We start from the raw sequence: 18,885 nt of genomic DNA, 5'->3' as shown, positions 1-18,885 counted from the left end.
GGTCAGGTTTTAATTGCTGTGCAGTGCTGCATTCAACTCAATGGCGCTCTTATTCGTTAGACATTCAACGGCGCCATTGGTGGAATTTCTGCGGAACAGCAGGTCGGATTTTCCGGCCAGTTCGCGCGCTTTGATATGTTCGACCAGTTTGCCGCTGTCATCTAGGAGGGCCACCTTAGTTCCGGCGGTGATATATAAACCCGCTTCCACGGTGCAGCGATCCCCCAGGGGGATGCCGATACCGGCGTTGGCACCCAGCAGGCAGTTGTCGCCCACGGAAATCACTATGTTTCCGCCGCCGGAAAGGGTGCCCATGGTGGAGCTGCTGCCACCCAGATCGGAACCAGCGCCGACAAATACGCCCGCAGAGATGCGGCCTTCGATCATACCCGGCCCCTCGGTGCCCGCGTTAAAGTTGACGAAGCCCTCGTGCATGATGGTGGTACCCTCGCCGAGATAGGCGCCGAGGCGCACGCGTGCGGTGTGGGCGATGCGCACGCCCGTGGGCACTACGTAGTTGGTCATCTTGGGGAATTTGTCGACGCAGGCGACTTCCAGGTGCTCTCCGTTCAGGCGCGCTTCCAGTTGGCGCTGTGGCAGCTCGTCCAGGTCGATTGCGCCCTGATTGGTCCAGGCCACATTGACCAGTTTGCCGAAGAGACCTTCGAGATTGGTTTCGTGGGGTTTTACCAGGCGGTGGGAAAGTAGCTGCAGCTTCAAATAGGCTTCCGGTACCGTCTGTGGTGCCTCGTCGCTGGAAAGTACAACGACAACCAGCGGTCGGTGGCTGTTGGCGAACTGCTGCAGGATCTCCGCCTGTTCGCCCGCCCCGGCGCTGTGCAGCTTTTCTGTGAGGCTGTGCAGCAGGGTCGCGTCGAGGGGTAGGCTGTGGTTGCCGCCATCGATATGTAGGGTCTCAGTTACCGCTTTGGCTATTTCTGCATTGGGTTTGAACAGCGGTTTTGGGTAAAAGACTTCCAGCCAGTCGCCCTTGCTATTGCAGGTGCCAACGCCAAATCCGATGCTGTAGATATCATTCATTTTTTTCTCCTAGTTGGCTTGGCCGGTAAGCGCGGCGAATTCTTGCTCTTTAAAACCAAAGCGAGTAGTGCCGTCTGAGGTGGTCACCGGGCGCTTGATCAGGGTGGGGGTCTCGCTGGCAAGGGTTAAAGCGCTGTCGTTGTCCATTGTATTTTTCTGTACTTCGCTCAGAGCGCGCCAACTGGTGGAGCGGCGATTCAGTACTTCCTGCCAGCCAAATTCATTCAGCCAGGCTTTTAGGGGCACATTGTCCATGCCGTCTTCACGGAAATCGTGAAATTGATAGTCGACCCCATTCTTTTCCAGCCACTTGCGGGCTTTTTTTACGGTGTCGCAGTTTTTAATGCCGTACAGAGTAATCACAGTTACGCCTTTTTGGTTTTCTTGGGGTTTTTGCGGTTGGGGTAGCAGGTGGTGCAGATTTCGCAGACGGTGCCGTCGCAGCCGCGCGCGGAACAGTACTCGCGGCCATAGAAAATAATCTGCAGGTGCAATTTATTCCACTTTTCTTTGGGGAACAGCCTTTTTAGGTCTTTCTCGGTCTGGGTGACATTTTTACCGTTGGTGAGTCCCCAGCGCTGCGCTAAGCGGTGAATATGAGTGTCCACCGGGAAGGCCGGGTGGCCAAATGCCTGGGACATCACCACGCTGGCGGTCTTGTGACCGACACCGGGCAGGGTTTCCAGGGCGGCCATATTTTCCGGCACTTTACTGTGGTATTCGTTGACGAGAATTTGTGAAAGCTTGCTGATGGCTTTGGATTTCTGCGGTGATAAACCGCAGGGGCGGATAACCGCCTGGATATCCTCCACGGGCACCAGTGCCATATCCTCGGGGTTGTCGGCCAGCTGCCAGAGGGCGGGGGTGACTTGGTTGACGCGCTCATCGGTACACTGTGCCGAGAGCAGTACGGCAACCAGCAGCGTGTAGGGGTCTTTGTGATCGAGCGGAACCGGGGTCTGCGGATAGAGTTCTTCCAGGCGCTGTAGAATAAAATCCACGCGCTCTTGTTTGAGTAAGTTTTTTACTGCCATTCTCATCTGTGCCTGGGTGGGGGCTCCTGGGTTACGGTGTCTGTTGGATTAATTCGGCGGTCAGTTCTGCCGGCAAAATTCTTTGATGCGCTCTGCCGCTTCCACGCACTCTTCTAATGTGGCCACCAAAGCCATGCGCACATACTCGCTGCCGGGGTTCACTCCCTCGTTCTCGCGGGCGAGGAAAGAGCCCGGCAAAACCGTGATATTTTGCTGGCGGTATAGCTCGCGGGCAAACTCCTCCCCGTCGCCGACACGCGGCCACAAGTAAAAGCTGGCTTGCGGTTTTTGTACATCGAGGCAGCCGTCGAGAATATCGAGCACCGCGTCGAACTTCTGTCGGTAGAGTGCGCGATTCTCGCGCACATGCTCTTCATCCTGCCAGGCGGCGATGGAGGCGTACTGGTTCGGCAGTGGCATGGCGCAGCCGTGGTAGGTGCGGTAGAGCAGGAATTTATCCAGCAGCTGAGCGTCGCCGGCGACAAACCCGGAGCGCAGTCCCGCCAAATTGGAGCGCTTCGACAGGCTGTGAAAAACCACACAGCGACGATAGTCGCCCCGGCCCATTTGTTCGCAGGCTTGCAGCAGCCCGGCCGGCGGTGCGCCCTCGACGAAGTAGAGTTCCGAGTAGCACTCATCCGAGGCGATGGTGAACTCGTAGCGGTCTGCCAGCTCGATGAGCGTTTGCAATTCGTCGATCTCCAGCAGGGCGCCAGTGGGGTTGCCCGGTGAGCAGAGATACAGCAGCTCGCACTGGCGCCACACCGATTCGGACACCGAGCTGAAGTCCGGCTTAAAGCGATTGCCAGCGACGCAGTTGATGAAGTGTGGCTCGGCGCCGGCCAGCAGGGCGGCTCCCTCGTAAATCTGGTAGAAGGGGTTGGGCATCAGCACTTTACTGCCCGGCGTGACCATAGCCTGTGCGAAGGCGAATAACGCTTCGCGGGTGCCATTCACCGGCAACACCTGGGTGTCGGCACAGACCTGTGCGAGCTGAAAGCGGGCGCATAGCCAGTCGGCAATCGCCTGGCGCAGTGTTTCCAGGCCTTTTGTGAGCGGGTAGGCGGCGATTTTGTCCAGGTGCGCGACCAGCTCCCTCCGCACGAATTCAGGCGGCTCGTGTTTCGGCTCGCCGATGGAGAGGGCGATATGGGGTTTGCTCGCCGGCTGCAGGTCCGCTTTCAGTGCCTGTAACTTGGAGAAAGGGTAGGGCTGCAGCTTGTCCAGGTTTGGATTCATAGCGTTCTTATCCGCTCGTCATAGGTGTTATTGCGGCGCTGTGTGGTCGTCCAGCTCCCGGCAAATGGCCTGCTCCAGTGCGCGATTGGTCTCGGCGTCACTGAGCGCGTGACCCTCGGCATCGGTGATATGGAAAATATCCTCTACCCGTTCCCCAAGAGTGGAGATTTTGGCGTTGTGCAGGCGCAGATCGTGGGTGACAAAAGTGCGCGCAATCAGCGCGAGCAGACCGGGCCTGTCGGCGCTAGTGATTTCCAGTGTGCTGTATTGGTCGCCCGTCTCGGTAGACAGGTGCGCGCGACTCTCCAATGAAAACATCTTCAGGCGCCGCGGGGTGCGCCGCTGGATCACCTTGGAGTAGTCCTCCACTAAGGCCAGTTCTTTTTGCAGTGTCTCGCGAATTTGCTGTAGGCGCTGGGGCTCGTCGAGCAGGGGTTGGCCATATTCGTCCAGCACGTAAAAAGTATCCAGGGTGTAGCCGGAGGCCGAGCTGTACAGGCGCGCATCGTGCACATTCAGGTTGAGCATATCGAGCCCGGTGACGACGGCGGCGAATACATTGGCGCGGTCGGGGGTGTAGACAAAAACCTGGGTGGCGCCATCGTGCTCGCCGGGGCCTGAGTTGCGTGTCAGTACCAGGGTGTCGCTGGGCATTAGCGGGCTGTTGCTGTGCAGCTCGTGAATGGCCGCGGTGTGCCAGACGATGTTGTCGGCGCTCTCGCGCACAAAATAGTCGTCGCCCATCTGTGCCCAGATGTTTTCCATAGAGGCTTCCGGCAGCCCGAGGGCGCACAGTTTTTCCAGCGCCAGGCTGCGGGTTTCCTCGATAATTTCCTCGCGGTCGATGGGGTTCTCCAGGCCGCGGCGCAGGGCGTGCTGGGTGGCCTGGTAGAGCTGGCGCATCAGGCTGGCGCGCCAGCTGTTCCAAAGCTCTGGGTTGGTGGCGTTGATATCCGCTACGGTCAAGGCGTAGAGGTAGTCCAGGTGTTCGCGGTCGCCCACTTCGCGGGCGAAGGCGTGCACCACTTCTGGATCACTGATGTCTTGTTTCTGCGATACTTGGCTCATCAATAGGTGCTTTTCGACCAGCCAGCAAACCAGGCGGCGGTCGCGCGCCGGCAGCTGGTGGCGCTCGCAGAACTCGGCGGCGTCCACCACGCCCAGTTTGGAGTGGTCGCCGCCGCGCCCCTTGGCGATATCGTGGTAGAGGCCGGCGATATACAGTAGTTCCGGTTGGCGCAGGCGCTCGAGAATTTCTGCGGCGATGGGGAATTTTTCCCGCGCCTCGGGGCCGCGAAAGCTGCGCATATTGCGCACCACCTGCAGGGTGTGAGCGTCCACGGTGTAGATGTGGAAGAGGTCGTGCTGCATCTGCCCGGTGACGCGGCCGAACTCCGGCAGGTAGCGCCCGAGAATACCGTAGCGGGTCATACGCGACAGCTGTGTGGAGAGTCCGCGCGCAGAGCGCAGCAGTTCCATAAACAGCTCGCTGTTGGCGGGGTCCGCGCGAAAGTGCTCGTCGATCAGGTGGCGGTGCTCGCGGATTAGGCGGATGGTTGAAGCGCGTACCCGTGTGATTTGCGGGTGTCTGGCCATCAGCACAAAGATCTCCAGCAGCGCTGGGGGGTGCTGATTGAACACTTGTGGGTAGGCGGCCTCAATAGCCCCGCCGCGCAGCTGGAAGCGCTCATTGATGGGGGTGGTAGTCTGCTCGCCACCCTGCTGGATCGCCTCGCCCAAATACTGCAGCAGTACATCGTTAAGTTCGCGCAGGGCCATTACGATGCGGTAGTAGTTGTGCATAAATTGCTCAACCGCCAGCTGGGTGTCGCTATCTTCATAGCCAAACTGTTTGGCCAATTCTCTTTGGTAGTCGAACAGCAGCCGCTCCTCGGCACGTCCGGCGAGAAGGTGCAGGCCATAGCGCACTCGCCAAAGAAAGCTCTCGCCAGACTGGAGGATGGCGAATTCCTCCTCGGTGAAAAAGGCCTTGCCCTGCAGCTGTCTGAGCGTGCGCACCCGGAAGAAATACTTGGCGACCCAGGCGATGGTCTGGATATCGCGCAGCCCGCCGGGAGAGTTCTTGATGTTGGGTTCGAGAATATATTCTGCGGCCTGCTGGCGGTTGTGGCGTTCATCTTGCTCGGCCAGTTTGGCGTTGAAGAAGTCTTCGGTAGACCAGAGCTTGCCGCCCTCCATGCCGGCCGCAAGTTGTTCCCCGGGTTTGCTGTCGCCCACCACTGTGCGGGATTCGGTGAGGTTGGTGATGACAGTGATGTCCTCGGCGGCCAGTGCCAGGCACTCCTCCACGCTACGCACCGAGTGGCCGATCTCCAAGCCTAGATCCCAGAGGAAGGTGACGAACCGCTCAATACTGTCGATGGTTTCTTCGTCGGCGCGATCCTCAGTGAGAATCAGTAGATCGATATCGGAATGGGGGTGTAGTTCTCCTCGGCCATAACCGCCTACGGCCATCAAGCTGGCGCCCGACTTCCAATGGTACTGATGCCAGGCATAGTGCAGCAGGCAATCGACAAAGAGCGCGCGCTCATGCACCAGGGTGGCGACATCCTCGCCCTCGCGAAAACGTTCGGCCATCTGGTGCTCGGCCGCACCTATCGCATCCTTGAATATCTGCAGGGGCGGTTTTTCACGGGCGGCGAGATCGCGGCGAAAGCGGGCTTGGTCGAAGAAGAACAGGGGGCGCTCGAAGTAGGGTGTGTTGACCGGCTGCATGACTGAGGTCCGTTTGGCTGTACCCCGCCGTGGGGCGGGGCTGTGCATCTTTATTTAGAAGCGGGAGGAACTTGTGGTTAAAACTTTTCCTCGCTGCGCGCGGTCAGCACCTCGACCCCGCTGCTGGTGACCACCATGGTGTGCTCCCACTGAGCCGACAGGCGGCGGTCCTTGGTGACCGCGGTCCAGCCATCGCCGAGAACGCGGGTGGCGGCCTTGCCGGCATTGATCATCGGTTCAATGGTAAAGGTCATGCCCTCCTGCAAAATCTCGCCGGTTCCGGGTTGGCCGTAGTGCAGCACCTGAGGCTCCTCGTGGAAGACATCGCCGATACCGTGGCCGCAGAAGTCGCGCACCACAGAGTAGTAGTTCTTCTCGGCGTGTTGCTGGATCACGTGGCCGATATCACCGAGGCTGGTGCCCGGACGCACTATCTCAATGGCCTTGTACATGCATTCTTGGGTGACGCGCACCAGTCGCTCGGCGTGTGCGGCGGGCTTGCCGACGAAGAACATCTTGCTGGTGTCGCCGTACCAGCCATCCTTAATCACGGTGACATCAATATTGATGATGTCGCCCTTCTTGAGCACTTTGCTCTCAGAGGGTATCCCGTGGCAAACCACCTCATTAACTGAGGTGCAAATGGACTTTGGGAAGCCCCGATAGCCGAGGCAGGCGGGGATGGCCTTCTGCACATTGACGATATGGTCGTGGCAGCGGCGGTCCAGTTCTTCCGTAGTGACGCCAGGGACCACATACTCGCCAATCATCTCCAGGACTTCTGCGGCGAGGCGGCCCGCGGTGCGCATTTTGGCAATTTGTTCCGGCGTCTTTATGGCTGAGGTCATGCGTGTCCTTAAGTCTATCTGTGAAGGCGGGCATTGTAGCGGATTGCCGGCGACGGGGCATAGCGCCAGCGAGTGGCGCTAACTAAGGAATCCACAGGCGCAGCCATTCACATCATATTTATTCCCGTTCTTCACTCGGCTGCGCGGTTGTGGTATAAAGCGCGCCGCTCCGGAGTGCTTCCGGGGCGGAAATGCCGCACACGCATCGACACATGTGTCTGGGTGCCTCGAAAGGGGTTGACGCATGGGATGTGTGGAGGACTAACCCGTATATTTAGAGGTTTATTATGCCGCAAGTAAGCATGCGCGATATGCTGCAGGCTGGTGTTCACTTTGGCCACCAGACCCGCTACTGGAACCCGAAGATGGGTCAATACATCTTTGGTGCCCGCAACAAGATTCACATCATCAACCTGGAGCACACTGTTCCGGCTTTTAACGAAGCCCTGCAGGTGGTCAAGGGGATGGCTGCTCAGAAGAAAAAGATTCTGTTCGTAGGCACCAAGCGCGCCGCACAGAAATCTATCAAAGAGCAGGCCGAACGCTGTGGCCAGCCTTTCGTCAGCAACCGCTGGCTGGGCGGTATGCTCACCAACTACAAGACCATCCGCGCGTCCATCAAGCGTTTCCGCGAGCTGGAAGTTCAGTCTCAGGACGGTACTTTCGAGAAGCTGACCAAGAAAGAAGCTCTGATGCGCACCCGCATGATGGAGAAGCTCGACCGCTCCATCGGTGGTATCAAGGACATGGGCGGCCTGCCCGACGCGATCTTCGTAATCGACGTTGAGCACGAGCGCATCGCGATTCAGGAAGCTAACAAGCTGGGCATTCCGGTAATTGGTGTTGTCGATACCAACAGCGATCCCGCTGGTGTTGACTACGTGATCCCCGGTAACGACGATGCTATCCGTGCCATCAAACTGTACACCACTGTTGTGGCTGACGCAGTTCTGGCCGGTGCAGCGGAAGCTGGCAGCGCGGTGAACAAAGACGAGTACGTCGAAGCTAGCGATGACGAAGCTGCTGCAGAGTAATTTGCAGGGCGAAGTGGTGTAGCGGAGTAGCGTTACATTGCGAACTTAAAAAGGGGCCCGGATTACGGCCCCTTTTTTCTAACTTTAAGTGACAGAACCCCGAGGAAAAAATCATGGCGATTACCGCGTCAATGGTAAAAGAACTGCGCGAGCGTACCGGCCTGCCGATGATGGAGTGTAAGAAAGCACTCACCGCAGCGGATGGCGATATCGAAAAAGCGATCGAAGACCTGCGCAAAGCCTCCGGCCTGAAGGCTGCCAAGAAAGCTGGCCGTACCGCTGCAGACGGCGTTGTTGCTGCAAAAGTTGCCGAAGACGGTAGCTACGGCGTATTGGTAGAAGTGAACTCCGAAACCGACTTCGTTGCTCGCGACGATAACTTCCAGGCTTTTGTTGCCAAGGTTGTCGATAAAGCATTTGCCGAGCGTCAGCAGGACGTAGCTGCCCTGATGGAAGGTGATCTGGAAAATGCTCGCGAAGCACTGGTTCAGAAAATCGGTGAGAACATCGGCGTGCGTCGAATCCAGTTGGTCGAAGCTCCGGTTGTGGGTGCCTACGTACACTCCAACAATCGTATCGCCGCTCTGGTAGCTCTGAGCGCGGGTGAGGTGGAGCTGGCGAAAGACGTTGCTATGCACGTAACCGCGGTAAACCCTCAGGTGAACAAGCCTGAAGATATGCCTGCTGACGTCCTGGAAAAAGAGAAGGACATCATCAAGGCCCAGCCCGATATGGAAGGCAAGCCGGCTGAAATCGTTGAGAAGATGATGGGTGGCCGTATCAAGAAGTTCCTGAAAGAGAACAGCTTGGTGGAGCAGCCTTTCGTCAAGAATCCAGACGTGAGCATTGGCAAGCTGGTTAAAGACGCCGGTGCCGACGTAACTTCTTTCGTCCGCTTTGAAGTGGGTGAAGGTATCGAGAAAGAAGAGGTGGACTTCGCTGCGGAAGTAGCGGCACAGGTTAAATCCTCTTCCTAATTGATAACAGTGAGTGCTCTGAGTGCTCACTTGCGGTGGGGTGCCTCCGCTGGAGCCTGTGTGCTTGCAGCGGGGCACCCCTCTGTGTAAATGACAGAAAGTGTTGTAATGTTCGGCGGCAATACTTGGCCACTAAACAGGTACATTTGAGAGGACCAACGAATGCCCGGTATTAAAGACCGCAAATATAAAAGAATTCTGCTGAAGCTCAGCGGCGAAGAGCTGATGGGTGATCAGGGTTTTGGTATCAGCCCTAAAGTGCTGGACAAAATGGCCCTGGAGATTGGTCAGCTGGTGGGTATCGGTGTTCAGGTTGGACTGGTTGTAGGCGGCGGTAACCTGTTTCGCGGTGCGGCCCTAAGTGCGGCTGGACTCGATCGTGTGACTGGCGATCATATGGGAATGCTGGCTACGGTAATGAATGCGCTGGCTCTGCGCGATGCGCTGGAAAGATCCAATATTTCATCGCGGGTAATGTCCTCTATCCAGATGAGTGGAATTGTGGATCACTATGACCGCCGCGCGGCAATTCGCTACCTGGAGCGCGGCGAAGTGCTGATTTTTGCTGCGGGTACCGGCAATCCATTCTTTACTACTGATTCGGCTGCCTGCCTGCGCGGCATTGAAATCGAAGCGGAGTTGGTGCTAAAAGCCACTAAGGTCGATGGTGTTTACTCGGCCGATCCGGTGCTGGATCCCACCGCAACCCGCTATGACCAACTGACTTATGACGAAGTGCTCGATAAAAAGCTCGGCGTGATGGATTTGACTGCGATCTGTCTCTGCCGCGAGCACAATATGCCCGTGCGGGTATTCCGTATGGATAAAACCGGCGCGCTGCTCAATATTGTCGTGGGCGGCGAGGAAGGCACGCTAATCGAAGAGGAAGTGAAATCGTGATTGAAGATATCAAAAAAGACGCTAAGACTCGTATGAGCAAGGCGCTCGACGCACTAGCCAATAATTTCAATAAAATCCGCACCGGCCGTGCGCACCCGAGTATTCTCGACGGTATTCATGTTTCCTATTACGGTTCAGATACTCCACTATCTCAGGTTGCCAACGTCACCGTTGAAGATGCGCGCACCTTATCGGTTACCCCCTGGGAGAAAAACCTGGTTCCGGATATCGAAAAAGCGATTATGAAGTCCGATTTGGGCCTCAACCCCAGCACTGCTGGAGCGGTTATTCGCATTCCGATGCCTATGCTGACTGAAGAAACCCGCAAAAACTTTATTCGCCAGGCTCGCGGTGAGGCTGAGACTGCGCGGGTGTCTATCCGCAATATTCGTCGCGATGCACTGGCTGAGGTGAAGTCTTTGGTCAAGGACAAGGAAATTTCCGAGGATGACGAGCGTCGTGCAAGTGACGATATCCAAAAAATTACAGATCAGTTCGTGGCGGATGTCGACAAAGCGCTCACTGCCAAAGAAAAAGATCTGATGGAAATTTAATGGGTAATAGTGGTACCGACTTGAACTCCCCCGGCCCCCGACACATCGCCATTATTATGGATGGCAACGGGCGCTGGGCCGCCCGCAGGGGGCTCTCGCCCTCGGCGGGGCACAGGGCAGGAGTTGAGCGCATACGCGATCTTCTGTCCGCGTGCAGGGGTCGCGGTGTTGAGGCGCTGACGCTTTTCGCTTTTTCCAGCGAAAACTGGCAGCGCCCCCCAAAGGAAGTGGAACTGTTGATGACCCTGTTTCACTCCTATCTGCGCAAGGAAGCTAAGCGTATGCGCGATGAGGGCGTGCGCTTGCGAGTGATAGGGCGCAGGGACCGCTTTTCGTCGCGCTTGCAGCGCGCCATTGCGGAAGCGGAAGAGATTACCCGTGGCGGCGACCAGGGTGACCTGGTGATTGCGGCGGATTACGGCGGTCGCTGGGATATTGCCCAGGCGGCAAGACGGCTTGCGGAAGAGGTGGCCAATGGTGAGCGCACTCTCGATTCGATCGATGAGGATGCCATGGATAGCCAAATGCAACTCACTGATTTGCCGCCGGTGGATCTGTTGGTAAGATCCAGCGGCGAGCAGCGTATCAGTAACTTTATTCTCTGGCAGGCCGCCTATAGCGAGTTATTTTTTACTGATACGCTGTGGCCGGATTTTGATGAAAATGCCCTTGATGAGGCGATAGAAGCATTTCAGCAGCGTGACCGGCGATTTGGTGGGCGCGCTGAAGATGATGGCACGGCTGTGCAGGCCTGATAGGGATCGGGCCAAATGCGCGGCCATTTTTTTGTCCGCGAATAACTTTTAGGAATATTACACCGGGGCTCTCAAGGTCGCTAAAAGATAGCAGGCGGAGTGTGGGTCCAGATGAAAGGGGTTTTCGGTGCTTAAACAAAGAATAATTACTGCGCTGGTATTGCTGGCACTTTTCGCTGGAGTTTTGTTCCTGCTACCAATTCAATGGTACACGCTGGTTTTCGTCGCGGTGATATTGCTCGGTGGTTGGGAGTGGGCCAACCTTTCCAACCTCAATCGCGCATTGCGTTTTGTCTTTCTCGCCGCACTGGGTGGAACCCTGGTTTTCACCGCTGAATATGTTTTTTCTATGGATTTCAGCTCCCCGGATATTGACCGGGCGCGCCAGATATTGGCGATCGCTTGCGGTTGGTGGGCGCTCGCTTTCCTGTGGGTGCAGAGCTATCCAGCCAGTGCCATGCTCTGGGGGAACCGCTGGGTGCGGGGTCTGATTGGGCTGGTGGTGCTGGTGCCCAGCTGGCTGTCGCTGGTGATTTTGCGAGGACTCGATCACGGTGCCTGGTTGGTTTTATACGTTGTCGCTATCGTTGTAGCCGCCGATGTGGGCGCTTACTTTGTCGGTCGCAAGTTCGGCAAGCGCAAATTGGCCCGAGAAGTGAGTCCCGGTAAATCCTGGGAGGGCTTTTTTGGCGGTTTGGGCGCTTGCCTGATACTTGCTCTTGTCACTTCCTATCTGTTTGATCTTCCGCTCAAAAACACAGTGTTGTTTTCTTTTGGTGTGCTGGTGACCGCGCTTGCCTCGGTGATTGGCGACCTGTTGGAGAGTATGTTCAAACGACACCGGGGTATTAAAGACAGCAGCCATATGCTGCCGGGGCACGGTGGTGTTATGGATCGCTTGGATAGCCTCACTGCGGCTCTGCCGGTCTTCACTATGGCAGCGCTCGCTAGCGAGCTGCCTAAGTATCTGTAAAAAAGTACCTGTAAATAAGCACCTGTAACAGGTACGCCACTCTTCAATCTATATCTGTGATTTTGATATGCGCCGGCATTGTTTGTCGGCGCCGTCGTCGAAGCGCAAGAGGTTTCGTAGGTAAGTCGAACGCTTATGCAAAGGCAATCTCCACAAGCTGTTACCGTCCTCGGTTCTACGGGTTCCATTGGTGTGAGCACTCTCGATGTGCTTGCGCTCCATCCACAGCGTTATACCATCTATGCCCTGACGGCCCGTGATCGTATCGCAGAGTTGGCCCAGCAGTGCCGTAAGCACAAACCGCGCTATGCAGTAGTCACCAGTGAAGAGCGGGCCGAGGAGTTGCGAAGCTTGCTGGGGGATGACGTTTCGACTGAGGTCCTTTGGGGCTTGGAAGGACTTTGCCAGGTTGCCTCTGTGGATGAGGTGGATGTGGTTATGGCGGCGATTGTCGGCGCCGCAGGCTTGCGACCGACCCTAGCAGCCGTTGAGGCTGGCAAGAAGGTACTGCTCGCCAATAAAGAGGCGTTGGTGATGGCTGGGCCGGTTTTTCTGCGCGCTTTGCGGGCAGGCGGAGCCCAGCTTTTACCTATCGATAGTGAACACAATGCTATTTTCCAGTGCCTGCCTCAGCCGTGCGATAGCCTGGAGACAGCTGGGGTGGAAAAGATTTTGCTTACCGGCTCCGGCGGCCCATTTCGTACGCGCGAAGCGAGCGATTTACATCGGGTGACGCCTGAGGAGGCCTGCGCACACCCCAACTGGTCGATGGGACGGAAAATCTCGGTGGATTCGGCCACCATGATGAACAAAGGGTTGGAGTTTATCGAGGCCTGCTATCTGTTTAACGCGAGCCCTGAACAGATAGACGTAGTTGTGCACCCGCAGAGTATTGTGCACTCCATGGTGCAGTACCGAGATGGCTCCCTGTTGGCACAGATGGGGAATCCAGATATGCGCACCCCTATCGCGCACGCACTGGCCTTTCCCGCTCGTATTGATGCAGGGGTCCCAGCGCTCGACCTGATTGCACAGGGTCGGCTGGATTTTGAGGCGCCAAATTATCAGCGATTCCCCTGTCTGCGCCTTGCTCGTGAAGCTATGGATGCCGGTGGTAGTATGCCGACGGTGCTGAATGCGGCTAACGAGGTGGCTGTCGAGGCGTTTTTACAGGGACGGCTGGCATTTACTAGTATTGCTGCGGCTATAGAAAAAGTAATGAATAGCGCTCCCAGCGTTGAACTGACGGGGCTGGACGTAGTCGAAGCCATTGATCTCAATGCGCGGGAGCTGGCCCAGCAAGCTGTTGGAGCCCTTTAGGTTTGCTGCTGGGCATATAATGCCGGGATTTGCGCATGAAAAGAGACTGTAACTGAGTATGGATCTGATTCAGACGGTAATTTGGGCCCTGGTGGCCCTCGGTATACTGGTATCCTTCCACGAGTTTGGACACTTTCTCGTAGCGCGGCTCTGTGGAGTCAAGGTGCTGCGCTTTTCTGTGGGCTTTGGCCGCCGCTTATTTTCCCGTTATGACCGGCACGGTACTGAGTTTGCAATCTCGGCAATTCCCCTCGGTGGCTATGTCAAAATGCTGGATGAGCGGGAGGGGCCTGTCCCCGCCCACGAATTGAACCAGGCATTTAACCGCAAGAGTGTATGGGCGCGTATGGCGATTGCCGCAGCGGGCCCTGCAGCCAACTTCCTGTTGGCCATTGTACTGTTTTGGGTTGTCTTTATGGGGGGGGCGGCGGGCCCGGTACCTATCGTAGATAACGTCAAACCTGGAACTATTGCTGAGGCAGCCGGCCTGGAGCCCGGGCAAGAAATTGTTGCGGTGGACGGCGAGGACACACCTACCTGGCAGGCGCTCAACTGGCGCCTGGCCAATCGTCTGGGAGACAGTGGCGCAATAGAGTTTTCGGTGCGCTACCCGGACTCCAATCTCGAATATCACATGGCGGCCGATATCGACCGCTGGCTCTCCGGTCAGGAAGTGCCTGATCCATTGGGGGAGATTGGCCTCGAACTCTGGACTCCCCCCATCAGTATGACGCTCCACCAGGTTTTGGAAGGTAGCGCTGCCAGCGCAGCGGGTCTGCGTGCGGGTGACAAGATAGTGGCAACCGATGGGAGAACTTTTTCCGGTTGGGAGGAATGGAGTCAGTATGTACGTGCACGCGCAGGAGAGCCTCTTCAGGTAGAGGTGGAGCGACAGGGGCAGCGTTTGACCCTGCCAGTGACGCCGGCAGAAGTAACGCTTGATAGTGGTGAGCGCGTCGGCCAAATTGGCGTGCAGCCAGTAACAGAGCGCTGGCCAGAAGATCGGGTCAGGGTTTTCCATTATGGCGTGGCGGGAGCGCTATCGCAGGGGCTTCAGGAAACTTGGGATAAAACCCTGTTTACCTTGAACAGCTTAAAGAAATTGATTTTTGGTCAACTTTCGACCAAAAACTTGAGTGGCCCCATCACCATTGCTAAAGTGGCGGGTACTTCCGCAGAGAGGGGATGGCAGTCATTCCTGTCACTTTTGGCTCTGCTCAGTATCAGTCTCGGTGTACTCAATCTGTTACCCATTCCGGTACTCGATGGTGGTCACCTTCTCTACTACGGTATTGAGGCGATCAAGGGGTCTCCTGTGTCTGAAAGAGTACAGGTGATCGGCTTGCAAGTGGGCATGGCCCTGGTGCTTTGCATTATGGGGCTGGCTCTGTACAACGATATTTTGCGTTTGTAGCGCTCTAAAGCTTATTTTCCCAACTGCACCGAGTGCGAAGGAATTTTTTTGTGTGAAGGCGTTGCGGGTTGTTTTTGCAACCTCTGTATTAAATTGAAGTAACTCGGCATTGGTATGAAATATTGGCTGATAACGATCACTCTAGGCCTGGTGCTGCCTTTCAGCGCTTTGGCCCAGTCGTTCGTTCTCAGCGACATCCGGGTGGAAGGGCTGCAGCGTGTTTCGGCGGGCACTGTTTTTTCAGCGCTTCCGGTTCGGGTTGGCGATGAGGTTGGGCTTGATGACATTCAGGGGGCAACCCGAGAGCTGTTCCGTACTGGTTATTTTGAAGATATACAGATTGGTCGTGAAAATAGCGTTCTCGTTGTTAATGTCAGGGAACGACCGGCCATATCAAAGATTGGTATTTCGGGAAACAAGGCGATTTCCGCAGAGGACCTGCTTAAAGCGTTGGAGCAATACGGCCTGGCCGAGGGACAGATATTAAAACGCTCGACTCTCAAAGGTTTGACTCAGGAGTTTGAGCGCCAGTATGTGGCACAGGGGCGCTATGGCGCTAGCGTCAAGACTGAAGTCAAAGAGCTACCGCGTAATCAGGTTGAGCTGCGAGTTATTGTTGAAGAAGGGACTGTCGCTGCGATTAAACATATTAATATTGTGGGGAATCGTGTCTTTTCCGATAAAGAGCTTGGCGAAATTTTTGAGCTCAAAACTACCGGCTGGCTCTCTTGGTTGCGCAGTGATGATAAGTACTCTCGTGAGAAACTCACTGGTGATCTCGAGCGTCTGGAGTCCTATTACCTCAATCGTGGTTACCTTGACTTCCAGATCGATTCGACCCAGGTATCTCTGGGACCGGACAGGAAAAGTGTTTTTATCACTATTAATGTGAATGAGGGTGATGTTTACACTGTCAGTGAGGTAGCGCTCGCAGGAGACCCGGTAGTTTCTGAGGAAGAAATACGGCGCTTATTGTTAGTACGTGAAGGTCAGACATTCTCTCAAGAGAGGGTAACTACAACTTCCGACTATATTTCCAAGCGTTTGGGTAATAAAGGTTACGGTTTTGCTGAAGTGAGTAGCATTCCAGAGGCCAATAAAGAAGAGAATACAGTAAAAATCACCTTCTTTATCGATCCGGGAAAGCGCACTTACGTACGGCGTATTACTTTTCGTGGAAATACCCGTACCGCAGATGAAGTTTTGCGGCGAGAGTTGCGCCAGATGGAGTCGGCTTTAGCTTCCTCGGCTCGTATTGAGCAATCCAAAGCGCGTCTTGAGCGGCTTGGTTATTTGAAGGTAGTGAAAGTTGAAACTGTTAAGGTACCCGGTGATTCAGACCGGATTGATGTCGATTACATGGTAGAGGGGCAACCCTCAGGTTCCGGGGGAGCGGGGCGCTAATAAAGTGCTGTAACTCCTGGATTGCGAATAAAAAGACTCGGAATTAGTAGATGAAAGATTTCCTGAAAGCGGCCTCCCTCGGCCTGATGTTGCCTTTAAGTGCAATAGCGCAGTCGTTCGTGGTCAATGATATTCGCGTGGAAGGATTGCAGCGCGTCTCTGCCGGTACCGTTTTTTCCGCCCTTCCCGTGCGAGTGGGCGATGAAATTGAGTCTGTGGAAATCCAGAGCGCCACTCGAGCACTATTCCGTACCGGGTACTTTGAAGACATCCAGATTGGCCGTGAAAACGGTGTGCTTGTGGTCACGGTGCGTGAACGCCCTGCAATCTCCAAAATCGAGATCACCGGGAACAAGGCTATCGCCACTGAAGATCTACTCAAAGGCATGAAAGATAACGGTTTGTCCGAGGGGCAGATCTTTAAGCGTGCAACTCTAGAAGGGCTTGCTCAGGAGCTCGAGCGTCAATATGTGGCGCAGGGACGCTATGGCGCCAGCGTAAAGACCGAAGTCAAAGAGCTACCGCGCAACCAGGTCGAGCTGCGGGTTATCGTCGATGAGGGCTCGGTCGCGGCGATTAAACACATCAATGTTGTGGGTAATCGGGCCTTTTCCGATGAGGAACTGGCGGAAATTTTCGAGTTGCAGACCACTGGCTGGTTGTCCTGGCTGCGCAGCGATGACAAATACTCCCGCGAGAAGCTTACCGGTGACCTGGAGCGCCTGGAATCCTATTATCTCGACCGCGGCTACCTGGATTTTCAGATCGAGTCGACCCAAGTTTCCCTGAGCCCTGACAAGCAGAGTGTTTTTATCACGGTTAACGTTCGAGAGGGTGATGTTTACACGGTCAGTGAAGTGGACCTTGCCGGTGATCCGGTGGTATCGGAAGAGGAAATCAAGCGTCTATTGTTGGTCCGCGAAGGGCAGACTTTCTCCCAAATCCGGATGACCACTACGTCTGACTACATTACCAAGCGCCTGGGCAACGAGGGTTATACCTTTGCCGAAGTGAATGGTATTCCCGAGCCCAATAAAGAAGATAATACGGTAAAAATCACCTTCTTTATCAACCCCGGCAAGCGCGCTTATGTGCGTCGAATCCAATTCCGCGGAAATACCCGTACCGCCGATGAAGTATTGCGCCGTGAGATGCGCCAGATGGAGTCTGCCTCGGCCTCCTCCGCAAGAATCGAGCAGTCCAAAGTGCGCCTGGAGCGCCTCGGCTACTTCAAAGAGGTAGAAGTGGAGACCGCAGAGGTTCCAGGCACCTCTGACCAGATCGATGTGGAATATACCGTTGAGGAGCAGCCTTCAGGCTCTATCGGCGGCACCATCGGCTGGGCCCAAAGTAGTGGCCTGGTACTCGGCGGTAATATTCAGGAGAACAACTGGCTGGGTACCGGCAAGCAAGTAGGTATTGGGGTTAACGTTTCTACCTATCAGACCGCGATGAACTTCTCTTACCTCGACCCCTACTTCACCCCGGATGGGGTAAGTCGTGGTTTCAATGTTTTCTTCCGAGAAAATGATTATTCCGAGGTTAACCTTTCTGACTACAACACTACAACTTACGGTGGTGGTGTTAGTTTCGGCTATCCGGTTTCGGAAATCTCCCGTGTTGGTTTGAATGTTAACTTCAGCCACTTGGAGCTTTCTGCTTCAGGGGGCTCTGTTCAGGAAATTAAATCTAGCCCGTCTTTTTTGGATGATACCTCTCTCGACGGGGTGACGTTTGTAAATGCCGAGACAATTATTGAGGATCTTAATGCCGGAACGGCTAATGATCTCGCAATGACGATTGATGAGAACCAATTTAATACTTCGGCCGATGGTTTTATTGACCGCTATGGCGATGCATTTAACAATTTAGCGTTGACCGCTTCTTATGCTCGTTCCACGTTGAATCGCGGCATCCTGGCAACTCGTGGTGCTTCCCAGAATTTCTCCGCGGAATTTACTGTACCTGGCAGTGATCTCGAGTATTACAAATTTATATATACCGGCCAATATTTCCGTCCTTTAACTAAGAGTTTGACTCTGCGCTTGCGTACGCGTTTGGGTTACGGAGATGGCTATGGTGATCTCGATCAGCTGCCCTTCTTTGAAAACTTCTATGCGGGTGGTTTTGGCTCTGTGCGTGGTTTCAAACGCAATACTCTGGGGCCTCGATCTACTCCTGCTGAGTTCTATACCCGCCTCCCCTGTGCTACTGACGGTGAGGAAATTACCCAATACTGTTATGAAACTGATAGTAGCGGAAATTTAGTCATCGGACAGAATGGTGATGCCGATCCATTTGGCGGAAACATCCTAGTCGAGGGTAGCGCCGAAGTTATCTTCCCGTTGCCGTTTATCAAAGATCAGCGCTCTCTACAGTCGGCCTTCTTTATCGATGCGGGTAATGTATTCGACACCAGCTGCGATGAAACCCAGATCAACTGTTACGATGTGGACTTTGGTAAAATGAATGTTTCCGCGGGCATCGGCTTGACTTGGGTGACTGGTTTTGGCCCACTGACTTTCAGCTTGGCTAAAGCCTTGAAGGAAAATGACGATGATGAAACTGAAGTGTTCCAGTTTACCCTGGGTAATAGCTTCTAAATTAATCGGACATAAATGGATAGAGCGCAGTTGCTGCGCATAAAAAATAAAAT

General features: G+C 55.2%; 15 protein-coding genes and 1 pseudogene. 10 read left to right on the top strand and 6 right to left on the bottom strand.

Translation table 11 applies throughout. The features are described from left to right. Nucleotides 1-9: 9 nt before the first annotated feature. From dapD to map, 6 genes are all read right to left on the bottom strand, one after another. Entirely contained in the window at nucleotides 10-1,041 is a 1,032-nt protein-coding gene (gene dapD / locus ACXAFI_RS12875; RefSeq protein WP_475109128.1) for a 2,3,4,5-tetrahydropyridine-2,6-dicarboxylate N-succinyltransferase, read from the bottom strand. 9 nt (nucleotides 1,042-1,050) lie between these two features. Continuing rightward, the gene (locus ACXAFI_RS12870; protein WP_152452464.1) at nucleotides 1,051-1,404 is read right to left on the bottom strand and encodes an ArsC family reductase; all 354 of its coding nucleotides are present in this window, start codon (nucleotides 1,402-1,404) and stop codon (nucleotides 1,051-1,053) included. Nucleotides 1,405-1,406: 2 nt separating this feature from the next. Beyond that, nucleotides 1,407-2,075 carry an endonuclease III gene (nth, locus tag ACXAFI_RS12865; protein WP_475109127.1) on the bottom strand — a complete coding sequence of 223 codons (669 nt, stop codon included), beginning with the start codon at nucleotides 2,073-2,075 and terminating at the stop codon, nucleotides 1,407-1,409. Nucleotides 2,076-2,135: 60 nt separating this feature from the next. Further along, complete coding sequence (dapC, locus tag ACXAFI_RS12860; protein ID WP_475109126.1) at nucleotides 2,136-3,314, bottom strand: succinyldiaminopimelate transaminase; 1,179 nt, start codon at nucleotides 3,312-3,314, stop codon at nucleotides 2,136-2,138. Between the two features lie 27 nt (nucleotides 3,315-3,341). Then, a complete protein-coding gene (locus ACXAFI_RS12855; protein ID WP_475109125.1) occupies nucleotides 3,342-6,050 on the bottom strand; it encodes a [protein-PII] uridylyltransferase in 2,709 nt (902 codons plus the stop codon). A 77-nt stretch (nucleotides 6,051-6,127) separates the two neighbouring features. Then, entirely contained in the window at nucleotides 6,128-6,898 is a 771-nt protein-coding gene (gene map, locus ACXAFI_RS12850) for a type I methionyl aminopeptidase (protein WP_152452472.1), read from the bottom strand. 287 nt (nucleotides 6,899-7,185) lie between these two features. Between map and rpsB the strand changes: the two genes are divergently transcribed. The 10 genes and pseudogenes from rpsB (at nucleotide 7,186) to bamA (ACXAFI_RS12800) (ending at nucleotide 18,832) form a co-directional block, all read left to right on the top strand. Further along, nucleotides 7,186-7,932: a 30S ribosomal protein S2 gene (gene rpsB / locus ACXAFI_RS12845; protein ID WP_152452474.1), complete on the top strand. Its 747-nt coding sequence runs from the start codon at nucleotides 7,186-7,188 to the stop codon at nucleotides 7,930-7,932. Nucleotides 7,933-8,045: 113 nt separating this feature from the next. Continuing rightward, entirely contained in the window at nucleotides 8,046-8,909 is an 864-nt protein-coding gene (gene tsf, locus ACXAFI_RS12840) for a translation elongation factor Ts (protein WP_152452476.1), read from the top strand. A 162-nt stretch (nucleotides 8,910-9,071) separates the two neighbouring features. After that, nucleotides 9,072-9,809: a UMP kinase gene (pyrH, locus tag ACXAFI_RS12835; RefSeq protein ID WP_152452478.1), complete on the top strand. Its 738-nt coding sequence runs from the start codon at nucleotides 9,072-9,074 to the stop codon at nucleotides 9,807-9,809. Beyond that, on the top strand, nucleotides 9,806-10,363 hold the full coding sequence (gene frr / locus ACXAFI_RS12830; RefSeq protein WP_152452480.1) for a ribosome recycling factor: 558 nt from the start codon (nucleotides 9,806-9,808) through the stop codon (nucleotides 10,361-10,363). Before pyrH ends, frr begins: the two co-directional genes overlap by 4 nt. After that, nucleotides 10,363-11,118, top strand: a complete 756-nt coding sequence (gene uppS, locus ACXAFI_RS12825) for a polyprenyl diphosphate synthase (protein ID WP_475109124.1) — start codon at nucleotides 10,363-10,365, stop codon at nucleotides 11,116-11,118. Before frr ends, uppS begins: the two co-directional genes overlap by 1 nt. A gap of 127 nt (nucleotides 11,119-11,245) precedes the next feature. Continuing rightward, on the top strand, nucleotides 11,246-12,091 hold the full coding sequence (locus ACXAFI_RS12820) for a phosphatidate cytidylyltransferase (RefSeq protein ID WP_475109123.1): 846 nt from the start codon (nucleotides 11,246-11,248) through the stop codon (nucleotides 12,089-12,091). Nucleotides 12,092-12,226: 135 nt separating this feature from the next. Beyond that, nucleotides 12,227-13,411 (top strand): 1-deoxy-D-xylulose-5-phosphate reductoisomerase, encoded by a 1,185-nt coding sequence (gene ispC / locus ACXAFI_RS12815; protein ID WP_475109122.1) that lies wholly within the window; start codon nucleotides 12,227-12,229, stop codon nucleotides 13,409-13,411. A gap of 58 nt (nucleotides 13,412-13,469) precedes the next feature. Next, nucleotides 13,470-14,825, top strand: coding sequence for an RIP metalloprotease RseP (gene rseP / locus ACXAFI_RS12810; protein ID WP_475109121.1), 1,356 nt, complete (start codon nucleotides 13,470-13,472; stop codon nucleotides 14,823-14,825). Nucleotides 14,826-14,939: 114 nt separating this feature from the next. After that, nucleotides 14,940-16,217: pseudogene (gene bamA, locus ACXAFI_RS12805) on the top strand (outer membrane protein assembly factor BamA); the annotation flags it as partial. Nucleotides 16,218-16,279: 62 nt separating this feature from the next. Further along, the gene (bamA, locus tag ACXAFI_RS12800) at nucleotides 16,280-18,832 is read left to right on the top strand and encodes an outer membrane protein assembly factor BamA (RefSeq protein WP_475109120.1); all 2,553 of its coding nucleotides are present in this window, start codon (nucleotides 16,280-16,282) and stop codon (nucleotides 18,830-18,832) included. Nucleotides 18,833-18,885 lie beyond the last annotated feature (53 nt).

Source organism: Microbulbifer sp. ABH2_005 (assembly GCF_056160005.1).
The sequence above is the reverse complement of the archived record's forward strand: the minus strand, read 5'-3'. Positions and strand labels throughout refer to the sequence as shown.